At 46.2% G+C, this 18,811-nt stretch carries 13 protein-coding genes and 1 pseudogene; all 14 read left to right on the plus strand.

Features of this window, described 5'->3' with window-relative positions; genetic code table 11:
- Nucleotides 1–13: 13 nt before the first annotated feature.
- Nucleotides 14–2,887: an FAD-dependent oxidoreductase gene (locus H8R94_RS10035; RefSeq protein ID WP_118282340.1), complete on the plus strand. Its 2,874-nt coding sequence runs from the start codon at nt 14–16 to the stop codon at nt 2,885–2,887.
- A gap of 179 nt (nt 2,888–3,066) precedes the next feature.
- Nucleotides 3,067–3,405, plus strand: a pseudogene (locus H8R94_RS10040) (hydrogenase maturation nickel metallochaperone HypA); the annotation flags it as partial.
- 259 nt (nt 3,406–3,664) lie between these two features.
- Nucleotides 3,665–4,045, plus strand: a complete 381-nt coding sequence (locus H8R94_RS10045; RefSeq protein WP_186854574.1) for a metal-dependent transcriptional regulator — start codon at nt 3,665–3,667, stop codon at nt 4,043–4,045.
- Nucleotides 4,046–4,195: 150 nt separating this feature from the next.
- Complete coding sequence (locus H8R94_RS10050) at nt 4,196–4,681, plus strand: hypothetical protein (protein WP_186854575.1); 486 nt, start codon at nt 4,196–4,198, stop codon at nt 4,679–4,681.
- Nucleotides 4,672–4,929 carry a zinc-ribbon domain-containing protein gene (locus tag H8R94_RS10055; RefSeq protein WP_118282174.1) on the plus strand — a complete coding sequence of 86 codons (258 nt, stop codon included), beginning with the start codon at nt 4,672–4,674 and terminating at the stop codon, nt 4,927–4,929. Before H8R94_RS10050 ends, H8R94_RS10055 begins: the two co-directional genes overlap by 10 nt.
- 151 nt (nt 4,930–5,080) lie before the next feature.
- Nucleotides 5,081–6,016: a cysteine synthase A gene (gene cysK / locus H8R94_RS10060; RefSeq protein ID WP_186854576.1), complete on the plus strand. Its 936-nt coding sequence runs from the start codon at nt 5,081–5,083 to the stop codon at nt 6,014–6,016.
- Nucleotides 6,017–6,093: 77 nt separating this feature from the next.
- Nucleotides 6,094–6,531, plus strand: a complete 438-nt coding sequence (locus H8R94_RS10065; protein WP_118282168.1) for an RrF2 family transcriptional regulator — start codon at nt 6,094–6,096, stop codon at nt 6,529–6,531.
- A 233-nt stretch (nt 6,532–6,764) separates the two neighbouring features.
- Nucleotides 6,765–8,057 carry an O-acetylhomoserine aminocarboxypropyltransferase/cysteine synthase family protein gene (locus H8R94_RS10070; RefSeq protein WP_178011161.1) on the plus strand — a complete coding sequence of 431 codons (1,293 nt, stop codon included), beginning with the start codon at nt 6,765–6,767 and terminating at the stop codon, nt 8,055–8,057.
- Between the two features lie 68 nt (nt 8,058–8,125).
- On the plus strand, nt 8,126–8,830 hold the full coding sequence (locus H8R94_RS10075; protein WP_186854577.1) for a LytR/AlgR family response regulator transcription factor: 705 nt from the start codon (nt 8,126–8,128) through the stop codon (nt 8,828–8,830).
- Entirely contained in the window at nt 8,827–10,209 is a 1,383-nt protein-coding gene (locus H8R94_RS10080; protein ID WP_186854578.1) for an ATP-binding protein, read from the plus strand. The genes H8R94_RS10075 and H8R94_RS10080 overlap by 4 nt, the downstream gene beginning before the upstream one ends.
- Nucleotides 10,210–10,322: 113 nt before the next feature.
- A complete protein-coding gene (locus tag H8R94_RS10085) occupies nt 10,323–13,751 on the plus strand; it encodes a glycoside hydrolase family 3 protein (RefSeq protein WP_186854579.1) in 3,429 nt (1,142 codons plus the stop codon).
- Nucleotides 13,752–13,971: 220 nt separating this feature from the next.
- Complete coding sequence (locus tag H8R94_RS10090; RefSeq protein WP_186854580.1) at nt 13,972–16,368, plus strand: beta-glucosidase family protein; 2,397 nt, start codon at nt 13,972–13,974, stop codon at nt 16,366–16,368.
- An 11-nt stretch (nt 16,369–16,379) separates the two neighbouring features.
- Complete coding sequence (locus H8R94_RS10095) at nt 16,380–16,946, plus strand: GtrA family protein (protein ID WP_118282153.1); 567 nt, start codon at nt 16,380–16,382, stop codon at nt 16,944–16,946.
- A gap of 179 nt (nt 16,947–17,125) precedes the next feature.
- The gene (locus tag H8R94_RS10100) at nt 17,126–18,601 is read left to right on the plus strand and encodes a methyl-accepting chemotaxis protein (RefSeq protein ID WP_186854581.1); all 1,476 of its coding nucleotides are present in this window, start codon (nt 17,126–17,128) and stop codon (nt 18,599–18,601) included.
- Nucleotides 18,602–18,811: the final 210 nt, after the last annotated feature.

The raw sequence follows: 18,811 nt of genomic DNA on the forward strand, positions 1-18,811 counted from the left end.
TATAGACATGGACATGAATAAGTACAATGAGTGGCCTGCGAATCACAAAGGCGACAAGAATCCAAGTCCAAAGATCATCGCTTTAGGAAAGCGAATCACAGATGTTGCCGGTCATATGATCGGTGGCGTTACCGCAGAGGATCCGGAATACTGGGGACTCGCAGAGATCATTACAGAGGAAATGGCAGAGGTAGGTCTTACCATGAAAAGACGTGTGCATTACACGTTTGATCAACTCTGTGAAATGAACAAAGACAAGGTAGCAGAAAAAGGGAAAGAAGGCTTTCAGAAGTTATTGGATGAAATGTCTTATATCGGACTTTTGGAGTATGATTACGGCTATCATTATGACCACAATGGCCGTACAGCACCACAGTCAGAAAGACGCTACACACTTCCGATGTTTGTACCTGGTTCTGCTGAACTTTTCAACATGGAAGAAATCCCGGGGGATGTCAAGGGCAATCCTAGATTGGAACAGCACCCGGATGTTGCTTCTTTCTTCGAGCGTATGACTTATATCCCATTGGATGGTATTACACAGATGGTACCTCCTGGTGGTGCAGGTGTCGGCATGCACGTTATCCCGGTAGAGAAAGCAATCTCTATGGAAAATGAGGCCATCGACATCGAGAAATTATCTTACTGGCTGTCTAAATACGAAGGCAAGATCGGTGTAGGACGTTGTTCCTGCCGTGCTTCCCGTAAGGCGATCGGTGAAGGTGTTGCAGATGATGATTACGGCTGGTGTATCGGCGTCGGCGATTTCGCAGATTACTGCCGTGAGACCGGTAAGGGTCATGACATCACAAAAGAAGAAGCACTTGAGATCTTACAACGTGCTGAGGACAATGGTTTCGTACATCAGATCACCAATATCGATGGCGAGAACAAGATCTTTGGTATCTGTAACTGTAACGTAAATATCTGTAATGCACTCCGTACATCACAGTTATTCAATACACCAAATATGTCACGTTCCGCTTATGTGGCACACGTAGACAAGGACAAGTGTGTGGCTTGTGGACGCTGCGTAGAGTATTGCCCGGCAGGTGCAACCAGACTGGGACAGAAACTCTGCAAGGCAGACGGAACCGAAGTGACCTATCCAAAGCAGTTGCTTCCGGATAAGGTAAAATGGGGCAAGGAATACTATGACCCGGATTACAGAGACAACAACCGTATCAATTCCCACAAGACCGGTACTGCTCCATGTAAGACAGCATGTCCTGCACATATCGCGGTACAGGGATACTTAAAGAAGGCAGCACAGGGTGAGTACACAGAGGCTCTGGCACTGATCAAAAAGCAGAATCCATTCCCGGCTGTCTGCGGACGTATCTGTAACAGACGTTGTGAGGATGCTTGTACCAGAGGAACCATTGACGAACCGATCGCTATCGATGCAGTAAAGCGTTTCATCGCAGAGCGCGATCTGCATGCAGATACCAGATACGTTCCTCCAATCGTTGTTCCAGCCAGCATCCACAAGAACGGATGGGAAGAAAAGATCGCTATCATCGGTGGTGGACCAGCCGGACTTTCCTGCGCATTCTACTTGGCAGAGAGAGGCTACAAGCCAACCGTATTTGAGAAGAACGAGAATGCCGGCGGTATGCTTCGCTATGGTATTCCATCTTACAAGTTGGAAAAAGACGTCATCGAGGCTGAGATCGACATCATGCGCGAGATGGGCGTTGAGATCAAGACCGGCGTAGAAGTTGGTAAGGATATCTCCTTAGACGAACTTCGTGCACAGGGATACAAGGCATTCTATATTGCTATCGGATGCTCTGCAGGCCGTCGTCCTGGTGTACCGGGGGATGATGCAGAAGGCACCTTTACAGCCATTGATTACCTGAAGAATGCAAACTGCGGTGGTGCAGACTACAATGGCAGGGTTGTTGTTGTCGGCGGTGGTAATGTTGCTATCGATGCAGCTCGTGTCAGCGCAAGAAACGGTGCTTCAGAAGTTACACAGCTTTGCTTGGAGTCAGAGAAGGAAATGCCTGCATCTGATGAAGAAGTAAGAGAAGCAGGTGAAGATGGTGTTACCATCAAGTGTGGATGGGGACCAAAGGAAGTTCTCGTTACAGACGGAAAGGTATCCGGCATCATCTTCAAGAAGTGCGTATCTGTATTTGAAGAAGTAGACGGACGCAAGAAATTTGCTCCAAAATATGACGAAAGCGAGACCATCACGATCGACTGTGACCGCGTGATCTTTGCCGTAGGACAGCAGTCTGTATGGGGCGATCTCTTAAAGAGCGAAGATGTAGAATTCAGAGGACCGGCTCTGGTAGCAGACGGACTTACCTATCAGGTGCAGGGTGCACCGGATCTCTTTATCGGTGGTGATGTCATGACAGGACCGAAGTTCGCAATCGATGCGATCGCAGCAGGTCACTGGGCATCTGAATCCTTACATAGATATGTGCAGAATGGTCATATGACCATCGGACGTAACAAGTGGGAATTCATCGAACTCAACAAGGATGATATCTTAGTAGAGAGTTACGACAATTCTTCCCGTCAGTCAGAAGGATTTGACGAGACACTTGGCAACAAGTCCTTCAAGGATGCGCATATCGCACTTACCGAGGAACAGGTCAAGATCGAGACTTCCCGTTGCTTAGGCTGTGGTGCTACGATCGTAGATGCCAACAAGTGTATCGGTTGTGGTGTATGTACGACCAAGTGTGCATTTGATGCTATCACACTCCACAGAGATCACCCAGAGTGCTCAACCATGGTGACAGCAGAAGACAAGTTCAAGGCTATCATTCCTTATGAGTTGAAGCGTGCCGTTAAGATTGTCTTTGCACCAAAGACAGCAGAGGAAAAGGCTGCAATCAAGGCGCATAAAGAGGCAATGCAGAACAAATAATTTTTACCAGAAATAAAAATATGGTGATAATCAGCCGTCTACCTGCGTAAAAGGATGCAAGTAGGCGGCTGATATGTTATACTGGTACAGCGTCTGCAAGATGCGGATGCCTTACGAGGCAGGCGGGGATGAGAAACTGCGCTTGTCCGGGGAATATGGAGATTAAAGAGGAAAAGAACATGCATGAATTAGGAATCGTATTTCATATTGCAAAGAAAGTAGAATCTCTGGCAGTGGAAAACCATGTCAATCATGTTGCCAAGGTTGTCTTAGAGATCGGAGAAGTATCTACCGTCATTCCGTCCTATCTGGAGGACTGCTGGAAGTGGAAGTGTACCAAGAGTGAGATCTTAAAGGATTGCCAGTTGGAAGTGGAGATGATCCCGGCAGTTACTTTCTGTGAGGACTGCGAAAAGACTTACGGTACGGTAGAACACGGAAAGATCTGTCCGTACTGCGGAAGTGAGCATACCTATCTGGTGCAGGGAAATGAACATGCGATCAGGGAGATCGTAGTTTATGATGAGGACTGCGAGGAGAATGCGGATGCAGAGGCCGAAAGCGAGGCATTAGAGGAAATCGCACACGAGGATAACGGTGCCATGCCGATCGCAGATGAAACAGTAGCAGAGTAAAAGGAAGCATAGAAATATCTTCACCTGCTATCCTAAATATGTTATGATAGTCATATCTAAAGAGTTTTGACATCAGAATCATTTGAAAAAGATTATTTGCTACTCTCAGAGTCAGTCATAGATTTTAGGAGGTTGAAATTGTATGCGAACATTTATTAATGAATCAGCTGAGAATTATTTGGAAACCATTTTGATTCTTAGTAAGAGATTACCGGTTGTCCGAGCAGTTGATATTGCAAATGAACTGGATTTCAAAAAGTCAAGTGTCAGTATTGCAATGAAAAATCTGCGTGAAAAGGAGCAGATTACGGTAACAGATGCAGGATATATTTATCTTACAGATGCAGGACGTGAGATTGCAGAGATGATTTACGAACGCCATGAAATGATCTCACAGGGACTCATGGCACTGGGGGTTCCGGAAGAAATTGCTTTGGAAGATGCCTGTCGTATTGAGCATGTCATTAGCAAGGAGAGTTTTGATGCTGTAAAGAAACTGATTCAGAGTAAACTTCAACTTTAGATTGTGGTCTTGCATCGCTTACGGCGCTAAACTGGGTAAGTTGACGTTGGTTTAGCAGAGAAGTAGAGGCAGAAGATGAGACAGGGGATAAGAACAATCGAAGAAAAAGGCGAAAGTCGTCCAGTGCCAACTTCATAATCGTGGCATTGGATGGCTTTTTTTGCTTTGCTGGGCATTGGAGACAGCGAAGGGGATGTATATCTTCTGGCGGCTGGTATTTTTGCCTTTGTTGCAATACTGATGTTTGGCACAGCTGGAACCAAGAAGAAGCGCATCAAAGCCCAGTTGAGGGAAATGGAGGAGGAGGGAAGCCTGCAAATTCTTTACAATGATTTTTCCTATACGGGAGCAAAATTTTCCAAAAAATATCAGGTGGCATATGGACGTCGGTATCTTTTGGATTTTGCAGCGGCTAAGGAGGGCTTTCGCATCATGGACTTACAGGAGATTCACAATGTCTTCCGCTGTAATATGGTCGATGGCGAGCCCCAGGAGACGATTTACATAGCATTAGAAACCGCCGATGGCAGCCGAACGCTGGTGGGAAGTGCCGCTAAGATGACCGAGGAATTCAGCGGTATGATTGCCAATCTGAAACAGATCACACGCTTGAACGGAGGTGCGCAATGGCAGTAGTACATGGACAGAAAATGGTATTCAAACGCGAGGGACATGTAGGAAGAGGTATTTGCAAAAACTGTGGACACGATGCATATATGACCTTGTGTCGCCACTTAAACCAGGGCACTTTATTTTGGATACCGGTTGTAAATATTGAAAAGGAACGCGGCATTATGTGTGAAAGTTGTGGCTATATCTATCCGATGGACAGGCAGGAGTATAAAGAAGCCAGAGATAAGGTAAAGAAAGGTATTGACAAATAAAATCCTATCCTTTAAACTACAAATCATAGAAAACCTACTATTTGACTAGGAATATAGGAATTGTGAATTTTGTGATGAAATGAAACATGTTGATACTTAGTTGCCTGCATCAGCGGATGTGAGCAGACAGGATTTGTAGGAGGAAAAGCAAATGGCAGACATTAAGAACAGTGCAGTAGAATTGATCGGTAACACACCTATTTTGAAATTAAATCGTTACACCGAGGCAGTCGGTGTCAAGGACGCAACCATCCTAGCAAAGTTGGAGTACTTAAACCCGGCGGGTTCTGTGAAGGATCGTGTGGCACTTGCGATGATTCAGGATGCGGAGAACAAAGGCCTCTTGAAGGAGGGCGCGACCATTATTGAGCCTACTTCCGGGAATACAGGAATTGGACTTGCCGCAGTTGCGACAGCAAGGGGATATCGCACCATTATTACCCTTCCGGATACGATGAGTGTAGAGCGTCGTAATCTTTTGAAAGCGTATGGGGCAGAACTTGTTTTGACCGAAGGTGCAAAAGGCATGAAAGGCGCCATTGAAAAAGCGGAAGCGTTAAAGAACGAGATTGCAGATTCGATTGTGTTAGGACAATTTGTGAACCCGGCAAATCCGGCTGCGCACAAAGCTACAACAGGTCCGGAAATATGGAAACAGACAGATGGGGCTGTGGATATCTTCATTGCCGGTGTTGGTACGGGTGGAACGATTTCTGGTGTTGGTGCGTATTTAAAAGAACAAAATCCTGGCATTCAGGTAATTGCAGTAGAACCGGCGACAAGTGCAGTTCTTTCCACAGGTAAGGCCGGCGCACACAAGATTCAGGGAATTGGTGCAGGTTTTATACCAGATACTTTGGATACAAGCATTTATGATGAAATCATTCCAATCGAGAATGAGGATGCATTTACAGAGGGTAAAAAGTTTGCAGTAACGGAGGGCGTTCTGGTTGGAATCTCTTCCGGCGCAGCACTAAAGGCAGCTACGATTGTGGCGAAGAGAGAAGAAAACAAGGGTAAGAATATCGTTGTTCTTCTTCCGGATTCCGGTGACAGATATCTGTCTACACCGTTATTCGCAGACTAATCGCATCGGTTTGTATGTTGTTGTCCTGTCGCACTTGCGGCAGGACATTAGATTTATTGATAGAAAAAGAGGTTCATATGAGAGTTTCAACAAAAGGCAGATACGCCATTCGTTTTATGTTAGATCTGGCACTCCACAATACTGGTGAGCCGGTACGCATCAAGGATGTATCTGGAAGACAGGGGATTTCAGACAAGTATCTGGAACAGGTGGTATCTATTTTAAACAAGGCAGGCTTTGTCAGATCGATCCGTGGACCCCAGGGCGGTTACGTCCTGACACGTGATCCAAAAGATTACACAATGGGTCAGATCCTGCGCCTGACAGAAGGAGATATGGTGCCGGTCGCATGCTTGGCAGATGACATCAATCAGTGTGATCGTGCGGACAACTGCGTGACACTGCATTTTTGGAAGAAACTGGATGCCGCCATCAGCAGCGTGATCGACAACACGACGCTGGCTGACCTTGTCGAGGAAGAACAGGGAATGATGGCGAATAATTATGTCATTTAAAGTTTTTTTGAAAAAGTCCTAAAACCTATTGACATACTAGGAATTATAGGATATGATTCTAACATCACAATTCCTAGTAAGTTAGTATGAATATAGGGAGAGGAAAAGATCATGAATTATTTTGATGAACTGGTTCATTTTCGAATGTGTTCCTGGCGATGTTGCCGCAAGGCAGAGATGAGATAAGAAAGAGCGAGTAAAAACCAAGAACAGATTTAAAGGAGAAAATGAAAATGAGTGAAGAAAGAAAATACAGATTTGAGACATTACAGTTACACGTAGGACAGGAAGAAGCAGACCCGGCAACCGATGCAAGAGCCGTTCCGATCTACCAGACAACATCTTATGTATTCCGCAATTCACAGCATGCCGCTGATCGTTTCGGATTGGCAGATGCAGGTAATATTTATGGAAGACTTACCAATTCAACCCAGGGTGTATTTGAAGATCGTATCGCAGCCCTGGAAGGTGGTGTGGCAGGTCTTGCCGTTGCATCCGGTGCAGCAGCCATCACTTATACGATCCAGGCACTTGCTAAAGCAGGCGACCATATCGTAGCACAGAAGACCATCTATGGTGGAAGTTACAACCTTTTAGCACATACCCTGAAACTTTACGGCATTGAGACAACTTTCGTAGATGTTCACAATCTTGCAGAAGTAGAGGGTGCTATCCAGGACAATACCACAGCCATCTTTATCGAGACCTTAGGAAATCCAAATTCAGATATTCCTGATATCGATGCTATCGCAGAGATCGCACACAAGCATGGTCTTCCGCTTGCGATCGACAATACCTTCGGAACACCTTATCTGATTCGTCCGATCGAGCATGGTGCAGATATCGTTGTTCATTCCGCAACCAAGTTCATCGGAGGACATGGCACCAGCCTTGGTGGTGTGATCGTTGATGGTGGTACTTTCGATTGGAAGGCAAGCGGCAAATATGCGCCGATCGCTGAGCCAAACCCAAGTTACCATGGTATCTCATTCGTAGATGCGGCAGGTCCGGCAGCTTTTGTTACTTACATCAGAGCCATCCTGCTTCGTGATACAGGAGCAACCATTTCTCCGTTCAATGCTTTCCTTTTATTACAGGGAACAGAGACATTGTCACTCCGTATCGAGCGTCATGTAGAGAATACCAAGAAAGTGGTTGAATATCTGTCAAAGCATCCGCAGGTTGAGCATGTAAACCATCCTTCTCTGCCGGATCATCCACAGCATGATCTCTATGAGAAGTACTTCCCGAATGGTGGCGGTTCTATCTTTACCTTCGAGATCAAGGGCGGACAGAAGGAAGCACATGAGTTTATCGACAATCTGGAGATCTTCTCACTGCTTGCGAATGTAGCAGACGTAAAGAGCCTTGTGATCCATCCGGCAACAACAACACATTCACAGTTGTCACCGGAAGAATTAGCAGATCAGGGCATCAAGCCAAACACGATCCGCTTGTCTATCGGTACCGAGCATATCGATGATATTATCGCAGATCTGGATCAGGCATTTGCAAAAGTAAAATAATCCATGATAGAATAAGAGGTGTCGCAAAAGCGGCACCTCTTTTACAGTGTAAGAAAAGGAAGAAACGTATGCGAGTAGTCGTAGTAGATGATGAAAAAAAGATGCGGGATGAGATCGCTGATTATCTGAAAACTTTTGAAAAAGAGCAGAAGGTCAGCGTGATCGCACAAGTCTATGAAAGTCCGGAGGATTTTTTGGAGCATTATCAAAAGGATGCAGACCTGATCCTTCTGGATGTGGAAATGCCGGGCATGGACGGCATTTCTCTGGCGCGCAGGATCCGACAGGATGACAAGGAAGTCCTGCTTATGTTTATTACCAATATGGCACAGTATGCCCTGCATGGCTACGAGGTCGAGGCAATCGATTATGTCATCAAGCCGCTGGGCTATCAGGAGTTTGCCCTCAAGATGAAAAAGGCAATGCGCTATATGGGGCGGCATGAGAAAAAGCAGATGATGCTGCAGACGTCAGATGGTATACAGCCGGTGGCGATCGAGGACATCCTGTATGTCGAGGTTATCCGTCATTATCTGCAATACCATACGACCGGGCAGGTCTATGAAGTACGCGGCGCCATGAAAGAGGCTGAGGAAGAACTGGAACGCTATCATTTTGTCCGTTGTAACCAATCTTACCTAGTCAATCTTGCAAAGGTAGCCTGTCTCCATGGAAATACGGTTACGGTAGGGTCTGACCAACTGCCGATCAGCCGCAACAAAAAGACAGCCTTTGTGGATGCCTTGACCAGATATATCGGAGGTATGGCATGATGGGAATTTCTGCACTGGATGTCTTTGAAGAACTCCGCTTTATCTGGGAACTGCTTTTGGCAGAGATCCTCTTTGCCGCCTGTTTTACCAAGAAGCGTACGACCGGGAAATGGCTGCTGCCGGTGGGCTGGCTGGTCTTTAGTCTGTCCGCAGGGATTTATGTGACCTATGTATTGGATCTGACCAAACAGGTATCGGGGATCTGGATCAATGCCGTAAATATTTTGTGGTATGTCCTTTTGTCCGCGGGAACCATCCTCTATATTTATTACAGTTTTGATCTGAGCAAGGCGGATGCCATGTTCTTGTGCGCGGGAGCCTACAGTCTGCAGCACATTGAATATGTCATCATCAATGAAGTGATCGCACGCGGTGTCTGCAAGATTTTGTTGGAAAGACTATGGGATTACGGACTTATGTGTATCTTTACAACAGCGCTCTTTTATTTTATTTTTTACAAGGTCTTTCATCAGAAACTAAAGGACAGCGGGGGGCGGCTCTTTGAAGATAATCCAAGCAATATCGCCTTTTGTGGGATGTTGTTTGGCATCGTCTATCTGGCAACCTTTATGTGTCAGGCAATTTTCGTGAGCAATTCCAATACCTATGATCATGTAAATTATCAGGGGGCAACGGTAGATTTTCTGATCTGTATCCTGCTACTTTGGGTGCAGCATGGGATCTTGCAGATCCGCAATATCAATCAGGAAAAGGAGATCGTGGAGCACCTCTTATATGAGAGAAAACGCCAGTACGAACTCTCCAGGGAAAATATCGAGACCATCAATCACAAGTGCCATGACCTCAAGCACCAGATCCGTGCCTTAGAGCATGTCAGCGAAGGGGAGCGCAGTGATTATATCCGGGAACTGGAGGATGCCATCGGTATCTATGATGCTGTTGTTGAGACCGGAAATGAGGTGGTAAATACCATTATTTCCGAGAAGACCCTGATCTGTGGCAGGCGTGATATCCGCCTGTCCTGTATCGTGGATGCCAGTCATCTGGATTTTATGTCGACACTGGATATTTATGCATTGCTGGGAAACGCTCTGGATAATGCCATAGAAAATGTCAGCAAGTATCAGGATACCGACAAGCGTATCATCAGCCTGACCATCCGGGCGGTCGGGGATTTCCTTAGTATCCAGATCAACAATTATTGTGAGGAAAAGGTAGCCTTTGCGGACGGGCTGCCGATCACGACTAAGCGCAACAAAGATTATCACGGCTTTGGGATGAAGAGTATGCGGCATATCGCTAAAAAATACGGCGGTTCCATGGCAACCTCGGTCGCCGATAATATGTTTACCCTGCAGATCCTCCTGCCTATGCCGGCGGAATTTTTGCGCCTTTATAAAGAAGCGGAACATAGATAATCTGCCAAATATGTCAGAAATCGGTCAGATGTGCCAGACCCATTGTAGGGTCTGGCTTTTTTTATTATGGTAGGCATAGAAAGATTGAGCCAAAGGCTTAAAAGGAGGAAACAATGAAGACAAAACCATTTAGCAAAACAAAGTCCATAGTGACTTATGTTGTGTGTGGTGTATTGATCGTTGCACTTGCCATCGGCAATTATTACGCATCTTTGTATAAAGATCTGATTACGGTCTACACCAGTGGTTCCGATGTGGTTACGACAGATGAATCTGCAAAAGTCTGCCAGACCATTGAGGAAGAGGGCATGGTCCTTTTGAAAAATGAGGACGGATTGCCATTAAAAGAAGGCGCAAAGGTATCTTTGCTGGGACAGGATTCCGTAGACTTTGTCTATGGCGGTTCCGGTTCCGGCTCGGTTGATACTTCCCTGGCTCTTAATTTGAAGGAGGCGATGGAAGCATCCGGTTTTGATGTCAATGAAACCTTGTGGGATTTCTATGACAGCGGTGCCGGTAAGGATTATCGCAAGAGTGTGCCGGATGAGACCGGCGCAGGCGAATTTGCCGTAAATGAGGTGCCGGCAAGCGTCTACACAGATGATGTGAAGGATAGTTTCAAAGACTATAATGATGCAGCTATCGTTTGTATCGGACGCAGTGGCGGCGAGAGTGCAGATATCCCAACCGAGCCACTGGCAAACGGCTACAAATATCTGGAACTGGATCAGGATGAAAGAGACATGCTGACCATGGCTTGTCAGAATTTTGATAATGTTGTTGTGCTTGTCAATGCCAACAATGCCATGGAACTGGGCTTTTTAAATGACGAAGCCTACAAGAATGTCAAGGCTTGTGTATGGGTTGGCGGTGTTGGTCAGGAAGGTATCAAGGCTGTTGCAGAAGCACTTGCCGGAAAGACTAACTTCTCGGGACATTTAGCAGATACCTATGCCTATGATTCCCTGAGTGCTCCATCGGCAGAAAACATTGGTGACTTTACCATCACCAACAGTGATGTGACAAACGGTAACAAATATACCGTTTATTCTGAGGGTATCTATGTTGGTTATCGTTATTATGAGACACGTTACGAAGATGCCGTGATGGGAAGCGGAAATGCAGGCGATTATGACTACACTTCTACCGTACAGTTCCCATTTGGCTATGGACTTTCCTACACCGACTTCAAGTGGTCTGATTATTCCGTAGAGGATAAGGGCGATACATACGAAGTCAGTGTGACCGTAAAGAATACTGGAGATGTGGCAGGCAAGGATGTTGTAGAAGTCTACATGCAGTCGCCATATACCGACTATGACAAGGAAAACGGTATTGAAAAATCAGCCGTAGAACTGATCGGATTTACAAAGACAGATTCCATTGAACCGGGCAAAGACCAGACAGTTACCGTATCGGTGGATAAAGAAGTCATGAAAGCCTATGATGCCGCAAATGCAAAGACCTATGTGGTAGATGCCGGAGATTATTATTTTACGGCAGCAAGCGATGCACATGAGGCACTCAATAATATCTTAGCAGCCAAGGGCTATACCACAGAAAATGGTATGGATGCAGACGGCAATGCGGATATGACTTATAAGACGACTGTAGATACGCTGGATACTACAACTTATGCGAAATCTACGGAAACAGGAAATGACATCACAAACCAGTTTGCAGATGTCGATATCCGTTACTATGATGATTCCTTTGCTTATCTTACCAGAAGTGACTGGAGTGGATCATTCCCAAGCACTTATGCAGATGGAAACATGACGGCAAGTGATGCCTTGCTTTCTGATCTGCAATGGGATCGAAGCGATGACGTGGTAAATGACGGCAGTGCTATGCCGGAATTTGAGCAGGATAGTGAAAAAAAGGTATCCGATGCAAAGGATGCATCTTATGATGATGAGATCTGGTCAGAACTTGTCAGCGAATTATCCGCAGACCGCGCAATGCAACTGGTACGTCAGGGTGGTTATGCAACCATTCAGGCAGATGATATCGGACTTCCGGCAACCACAGATAAAGACGGTACCTCCGGTATTTCCGGAACACTGGTCGGTGGGCAGTCTGCTATGGCATATCCGGTAGAAGCCGTGATGGCTTGTACCTGGAATACAGATCTTTTGTATGAAATGGGACTCAGCCTTGGCGAGGACTCTATCAACACAGGCGTTGCCGGCTGGTATGCACCGGGTGTTGACATTCATCGTTCTCCATACAGCGGACGTAACTTTGAATACTTCTCAGAGGATGGTTTCCTTTCCGGTCAGTTGGCAGGAAATGAGGTTAAGGGCGCAAGAGAAAAAGGCGTTATCACTTATATGAAGCACTTTGCTTTGAACGATCAGGAGACCAACCGTTATGGCGGTGCTATGTTTGCAAATGAGCAGGCAATCCGTGAAATTTACTTAAAGGGATTTGAATATACCGTTACGATCGGAAATACCAACGCAGCCATGGCTGGTATGAACCGTATCGGTGCCCGTTGGGTCGGCGCACACAAGGGACTTATGACCAATGTACTCCGTGGTGAATGGGGATTTGAAGGTATGGTCATCACAGACCAGGCTTCCGTACCGGCAATGTTCTATCAGGATATCGTATCCGGTCTTGCAGCAGGAACCGACCTGTGGCTGAACACCAACAAGAGTTACTGGGCACTGGATTCCTACGCAGAGGAAGATGGAAGTACGACAGACTGGACATCCAATGCGACCGTTATGAACAATGTGGCACGCGCTGCAAAGAATGTGATCTATGCAGTTGGTACATCCAATGCCATGGACAGCGTTTCCGATGACGGAACGGTGGCAAGCCAGAAGGCTCCATGGGAGATCGCACTGATAATCTTAGATATTATTGTCTTTGGTATTTGTGGACTTTTGATCATCTTGACCAGCATCCGTTGGGCAAAATATGCAAAGAGTCTGCCAAAGCAGGAAGAAGAAGGAGATGATATTGTGAAGAAGAATAAAGTTGTTGTATTAGTAGTTGTTGCTGTCTTGCTTGGGCTTCTTGTGGGCGGCTTTGGAACAAGGCTGATTGGTGGAACAAAGGGTTCCGGCAATGCAGGAAATTCCGCTGCATCTGATGCTGGTGCGGCAAAGGGTAGTGTATACATTTTTGGTGAAGATAAGGAAAATTCCTATGGCGGAACCGATTATGATGAATATCAGTTGACCCTGAAGGAAGATGGTACATATGAGATGGTGATGACAGAGGCAACATTTGCGTATGATATGCTTCTTGGGCATACCTCTGTGACGACATATGGTACATATGAAAAGGGAGATTCTTCTGACGGAGCAACGGCATGTAAGTTGTCAGAGGCAACACGTATTGTTTACAATAGTTATTCTGATGTTGGAGGATACAATTTGTCGTATGATACCGACAGCATCGACGAATATCCGATCGAACTGCCGGGTGGCATCATGACAGAAAAGGAAGATTTCTTTGCACAGTACGGTGCTGAGAGAACGGCTTATCTGGATGATGCAAATCCAAGCCAGATGTCTTTTGAAGAATAGTTAGAAAGTTTGAAAAAAAGGGTGTCGCTTTTCTATGGCGATGCCCTTTTTACAAAATTGAAAACATAAGTACAAACGATTGCCTGCGGAATGCTTTATTCTAACTAGGAAAGAAAGTTGCAATTTATGACGCAAAAGATACAGATTGTGCCATAAAGATAGCAGGGGAACCAAAACATGTTATGATAGCATCAACAAAGAGGATGAGAGGAAGAAGGATATGTTACAGTATCAGGAAATCATTTCCAAAATGACGCTGGAGGAAAAGGCATCCATGATGTCAGGACAGGACATCTGGCGTACCAAGGATTATAAGAAAATGGGCATCCCAGCCATGTTTTTATCCGATGGCCCGCACGGACTGCGTAAGCAGGCGGGGGCAGGAGATCATCTGGGACTCAATGCTTCCCTGCCGGCAACCTGTTTCCCGACAGCGGCGACTATGGCGAACAGTTGGGATACATCGCTTGGCGAAAAACTGGGCGAATGTCTGGGCGAGGAGGCAGCAACTCTTGGTGTGAACATGGTACTTGGACCGGGACTGAACATGAAGCGAAGCCCCCTCTGTGGACGTAATTTTGAATATTTTGCAGAGGATCCTTATCTGGCAGGAAAGATGGCTGCGGCATATATCCGAGGCATCCAGAGCAAAGGAGTAGCAGCCTGCCCGAAGCATTTTGCGGCTAATTCACAGGAAGAACGCCGTATGGCGATGGACTCCGTGGTAGACGAGAGAACCTTCCGCGAACTTTACACGACAGGCTTTGAGATCGCTGTCAAAGAGGGCAGGGCAAAGGGCATTATGACCGCCTACAATCAGGTCAACGGCACCTATGCAAATGAGAGCAAACATCTGCTGGGCGACATACTGTATGGTGAGTGGCAGTATGACGGCATGGTCGTATCGGATTGGGGCGGAAGTAATGATCACGTCGAGGGCGTGCGACAGGGCTCTCATCTGGAAATGCCTTCCACCGGAAAGATGGGGGCAAAGCAGTTGATTCGGGCTGTTGAGGAAGGACGTCTGGATGAGGCAATTTTGGATCAACGTGTAGATGAACTTTTACGTGTTGTTTTTGCCACACATGAGGCGACGGCACAGCATGAGGGCAAGGGCTTTGATGTCAAAAAGCATCATGATTTTGCCAGATGCGCAGCCGCACAGAGCATTGTCCTTTTGAAAAATGAGGGAAAGATCCTGCCGCTTGCCAAAGACAAGACGGTCGCAGTGATCGGAGATTTTGCCAAGACACCGCGTTACCAGGGCGCAGGATCATCTCTGGTCAATCCGACTAAGGAGCCGGAGAATATCCTGGATCTGATCGCGAATTATCCGGTCAATTATTTGGACTATGCCAGAGGCTATGTGCGCAACAAAAAGACAGACGCAAGACTTTTAGAAGAAGCAAAGGAACTGGCGAAACGTGCGGATATCGTATTGCTTTGTGTGGGGCTGGATGAGATCAGTGAATCGGAAGGTCTGGACCGGACCCATATGCGTATGCCACAGGCACAGATTGAATTGATCGAAAAGGTATCGGCGGTCAACAAAAATGTGGTGGTTGTCCTATCTGCCGGATCTTCGGTGGAAATGCCTTGGGCAGACCGGGTGGCTGCGATCGTGCACGGTTATCTGGGCGGACAGGCGGGAGCATCCGCTATGCTGGATGTCTTGACCGGAGCGACTTGTCCTAGCGGAAAGTTGAATGAGACTTATGCTTACAGTCTGGAGGATGTGGCTAGTACATCTTACTATCCGGCTATCGAGCGCAGCAGTGAATACCGTGAAGGACTTTACATGGGATACCGCTATTTTGACACGGCTGGAGTTAAGGTGCGATTCCCATTCGGCTTTGGGCTCAGTTATACGACGTTTGCCTACAGTGATCTGGCGGTCGATGGAGGTGGCGTGACCTTTACGATCACCAATACAGGCGAGTGCGATGGTGCAGAGATCGCCCAGATGTATGTCGGGCATGAGCGCAGCCATCTGTTTGGACCGAAAAAGGAATTAAAGGGCTTTGTCAAAGTATTTTTGAAAAAGGGAGAAAGTCAGCAGGTGACCATCCCATTTGATGATAAGACCTTCCGTTACTACAATGTAAAGACGAATGGCTGGGAAGTCGAAGGGGGTGCTTATCAGATCTACATTGGAGCCAGTGTAGAGGATATCCGCCTGCGCGCAGAGATAGAAAAAGAGTCTTCCGGTGCGCCCCTTCCATACGATATGAAGTGCCTGCCTTCCTATGCGAGCGGTCAGGTCAAGGCGGTATCCGATCAGGAATATGCTTATCTGTATGGACGCGATCTGCCGCCGGCAAAGTGGGATACTTCCGGTAAATTGGATAAAAATGATGCCATTTGCCAGATGTATTATGCCAAGTCTTATCTTGCCAGATTTATCTGCTTTATCTTACGCAGCATCAAGAAGGCAAGTGAGAAAAAAGGAAAACCAAACTTAAACATTTTATTTATTTACAATATGCCCTTCCGTGGGCTTTCCAAGATGACGGGCGGAGCCATGAATGAGGACATGATCGATGGACTGGTGGAAATGGTCAACGGTAGAGGTATGATCGGTCTGGGGCATTTCCTGGCAGCAATTTTTAAGGGATAAAGGAGTAGAGTATGAACGCAGTAAAAAACGCATGGGCAGGATTTGCCGAAAAACATCCGGGAGCGTCCAAATGGATCCGCGAGGGTGGTTTGTTTGTGATCGTCAGCAATCTGATCACAGTATTAAAGTATTTGATGTTATTGTTTTTGCCATTGGCATTTGCCGGACTGCCAAATATTGATTTTGGATTTCCGGGGATTGATATTACCCTGTTTGGAGAGACATTCAAGTGGAATATTATCGGATATGATGCTCAGCACGGAGGACTGCCATATTTCTGCGCTTATATGGTAGCCATGGTGCTCGGCGAATGTATCAACTTCCCGATCCAGAGAAGTTTTGTATTCCGCAGTAAGGGAAATATCTGGTATCAGGGCTTGTGGTATCTGATCGCATTTTGTATCGTTACCTGTATCGTCAATTCCATCAACTGTATCTGGGTTGCTGTGGCAGCACTCTTTGTACCGGATTGGCTTTACAATATCGGAACGACTGTCTTAAACGGTGGCGTTTCCATGGTGGTATTCTTCTTCGTAAATAAGATCATCTTCCCGGAGGGAGAAGCCAAGAATAACTAAGTTTTTTCATTAAATCCTTTCCTTATATAGGGCGGTATCTTCGGATACTGCCCATTTTTGTTGTGGTGACGAGGAAATACACGTATAAATTTCCTACGAAATATTGCGAAAATACAGGCAATATCGTATGATATGTGCATGAAACTTTTGGATAAAACGAGTCAAAAAGAGGGGTTAGCATGACATTACAGGAAAAGCAGTTAGGAGAAAAGAACCGTACGGGATTTATTGTCGGAATGATCATCACAGGAGCACTCCTGATATCGTCCTTTACGGGCATGATAGATGTAGGCTTTGATGCCAAGGGTATCGCCGCACTTTTGGCAGGGGTGGCAGCCATGGTGGTACAGGTGATTGCTTATCGAAAGTTTAAGTATCAGGATATTTTCTATCATTTCAGTTGTTATTCTGTTTTCCTTTATTACGTGATCGAATTGTTTACAGGCGGTATTTTTATGCGCTATGTAGTTATATTTCCGATCGCGGTCTTGGTCCTCATGTATCGCAAGGTCAAACTGGTCAAGGTAGGATCCTTCTTTGCCATTGCCAGCAATATCGCATTTGATATTTTTTATGCCATGCATTACGGCTTGAGTGGGATGCAGGAAGATGTGGGCTATCAGTTGGCAGCGATCGTTGTTGCCGCAGCATCAGAACTCTTAGTCTGCGCGCAATGGGAAAGACATCAGACGGAGACCTATGAGGAAATTCAGGAGCGCACGGCAAGACAGGCAAATATTGCAAAAGAGATCATGGAACATTCCGAGGAACTGACAGAGCAGTTTGATCAGGCAATGGATGTCTCCCGGATGTTAAATGAGAGTATGGATAGCAGTCATACTTCGGTCAATGAGATCGCAGACAGTACAAGACTTACAGCAGAAGCCATTGAGTCGCAGACAGCCCAGACCATGGATATCCAGAATATTTTGGAAAAGGTAGAAGAACAGGCACACCGGATGAATGACCTGTCGCAGACGACAGCACAGGCGGTAGAAGAGGGCGTTGATCTGGTCAATGCATTGGAAGAACAGGCAAAGGTGATCGCTTCCGTCAATCGTGAAGCAAGTGTTTCTACCAACAATCTGAACGACCGCATCAAGGAAGTGGATGCCATCACAGAGACCATTCTTGGTATTTCTTCCCAGACCAATCTTCTGGCACTCAATGCGTCGATCGAGGCGGCAAGAGCAGGAGAAGCAGGCAAGGGATTTGCCGTTGTGGCAGATGAGATCCGCAAACTTTCCGAGGAGACCAAAGAAGCAACGGAGCAGATTGGTGCCATCATCAGCAAACTGACGACAGAAGTCGGCGCGGCAACGCAGAGCATGACAAAATCGACGGATTATGCAGAACGCCAGAATGAAAAGATCTTATCTACAGGAGATAAGTTAAACAGCATCCAGACCAATACCCAGGAACTCAATGAGAGTGTCAGTCATGTAACGACTTCCGTGGAGCAGGTACTGACAGCAAATACAAAGATCGCGGACAGCATTGCTAATTTATCTGCCACATCACAGGAAGTAGCGGCATCTTCGGACAATGCTTTATCACTCAGTGATCACAGCATGGCGACTTTACAGGATATGAACCGCAATCTGGAAAAGATAGACCAGATCTCACAGGCGATGCGGGAAGCAGCGCAGGAATAGCAGTTTTTTGAAATAGGACGGATACGAAAGTTACAGAAAATGTAACTCTCGTATCTGTTTTTTTGTGCATAAAAATCCATTTTTTATGCAATCTTCTTATTGAAATGCATATGTAAATACTTTATTATAGTAAAGTATAGAATCTTCTATGAAATGTGTTGTTTTTGCCACACAATATAGGAGGTGTGCTCGGGATAAGGAGGACATAAA

It is taken from the genome of Roseburia lenta, from assembly GCF_014287435.1.
GTDB lineage: Bacteria > Bacillota > Clostridia > Lachnospirales > Lachnospiraceae > Pararoseburia > Pararoseburia lenta.

Excerpts from the sequence above, each read along its gene's own strand:
- H8R94_RS10035 (WP_118282340.1), top strand. The coding sequence starts at position 14 with ATGAATAAGTACAATGAGTGGCCTGCGAATCACAAAGGCGACAAGAAT.
- H8R94_RS10045 (WP_186854574.1), top strand. The coding sequence starts at position 3,665 with ATGCGAACATTTATTAATGAATCAGCTGAGAATTATTTGGAAACCATT.
- H8R94_RS10050 (WP_186854575.1), top strand. The coding sequence starts at position 4,196 with ATGGCTTTTTTTGCTTTGCTGGGCATTGGAGACAGCGAAGGGGATGTA.
- H8R94_RS10055 (WP_118282174.1), top strand. The coding sequence starts at position 4,672 with ATGGCAGTAGTACATGGACAGAAAATGGTATTCAAACGCGAGGGACAT.
- cysK (WP_186854576.1), top strand. The coding sequence starts at position 5,081 with ATGGCAGACATTAAGAACAGTGCAGTAGAATTGATCGGTAACACACCT.
- H8R94_RS10065 (WP_118282168.1), top strand. The coding sequence starts at position 6,094 with ATGAGAGTTTCAACAAAAGGCAGATACGCCATTCGTTTTATGTTAGAT.
- H8R94_RS10070 (WP_178011161.1), top strand. The coding sequence starts at position 6,765 with ATGAGTGAAGAAAGAAAATACAGATTTGAGACATTACAGTTACACGTA.
- H8R94_RS10075 (WP_186854577.1), top strand. The coding sequence starts at position 8,126 with ATGCGAGTAGTCGTAGTAGATGATGAAAAAAAGATGCGGGATGAGATC.
- H8R94_RS10080 (WP_186854578.1), top strand. The coding sequence starts at position 8,827 with ATGATGGGAATTTCTGCACTGGATGTCTTTGAAGAACTCCGCTTTATC.
- H8R94_RS10085 (WP_186854579.1), top strand. The coding sequence starts at position 10,323 with ATGAAGACAAAACCATTTAGCAAAACAAAGTCCATAGTGACTTATGTT.
- H8R94_RS10090 (WP_186854580.1), top strand. The coding sequence starts at position 13,972 with ATGTTACAGTATCAGGAAATCATTTCCAAAATGACGCTGGAGGAAAAG.
- H8R94_RS10095 (WP_118282153.1), top strand. The coding sequence starts at position 16,380 with ATGAACGCAGTAAAAAACGCATGGGCAGGATTTGCCGAAAAACATCCG.
- H8R94_RS10100 (WP_186854581.1), top strand. The coding sequence starts at position 17,126 with ATGACATTACAGGAAAAGCAGTTAGGAGAAAAGAACCGTACGGGATTT.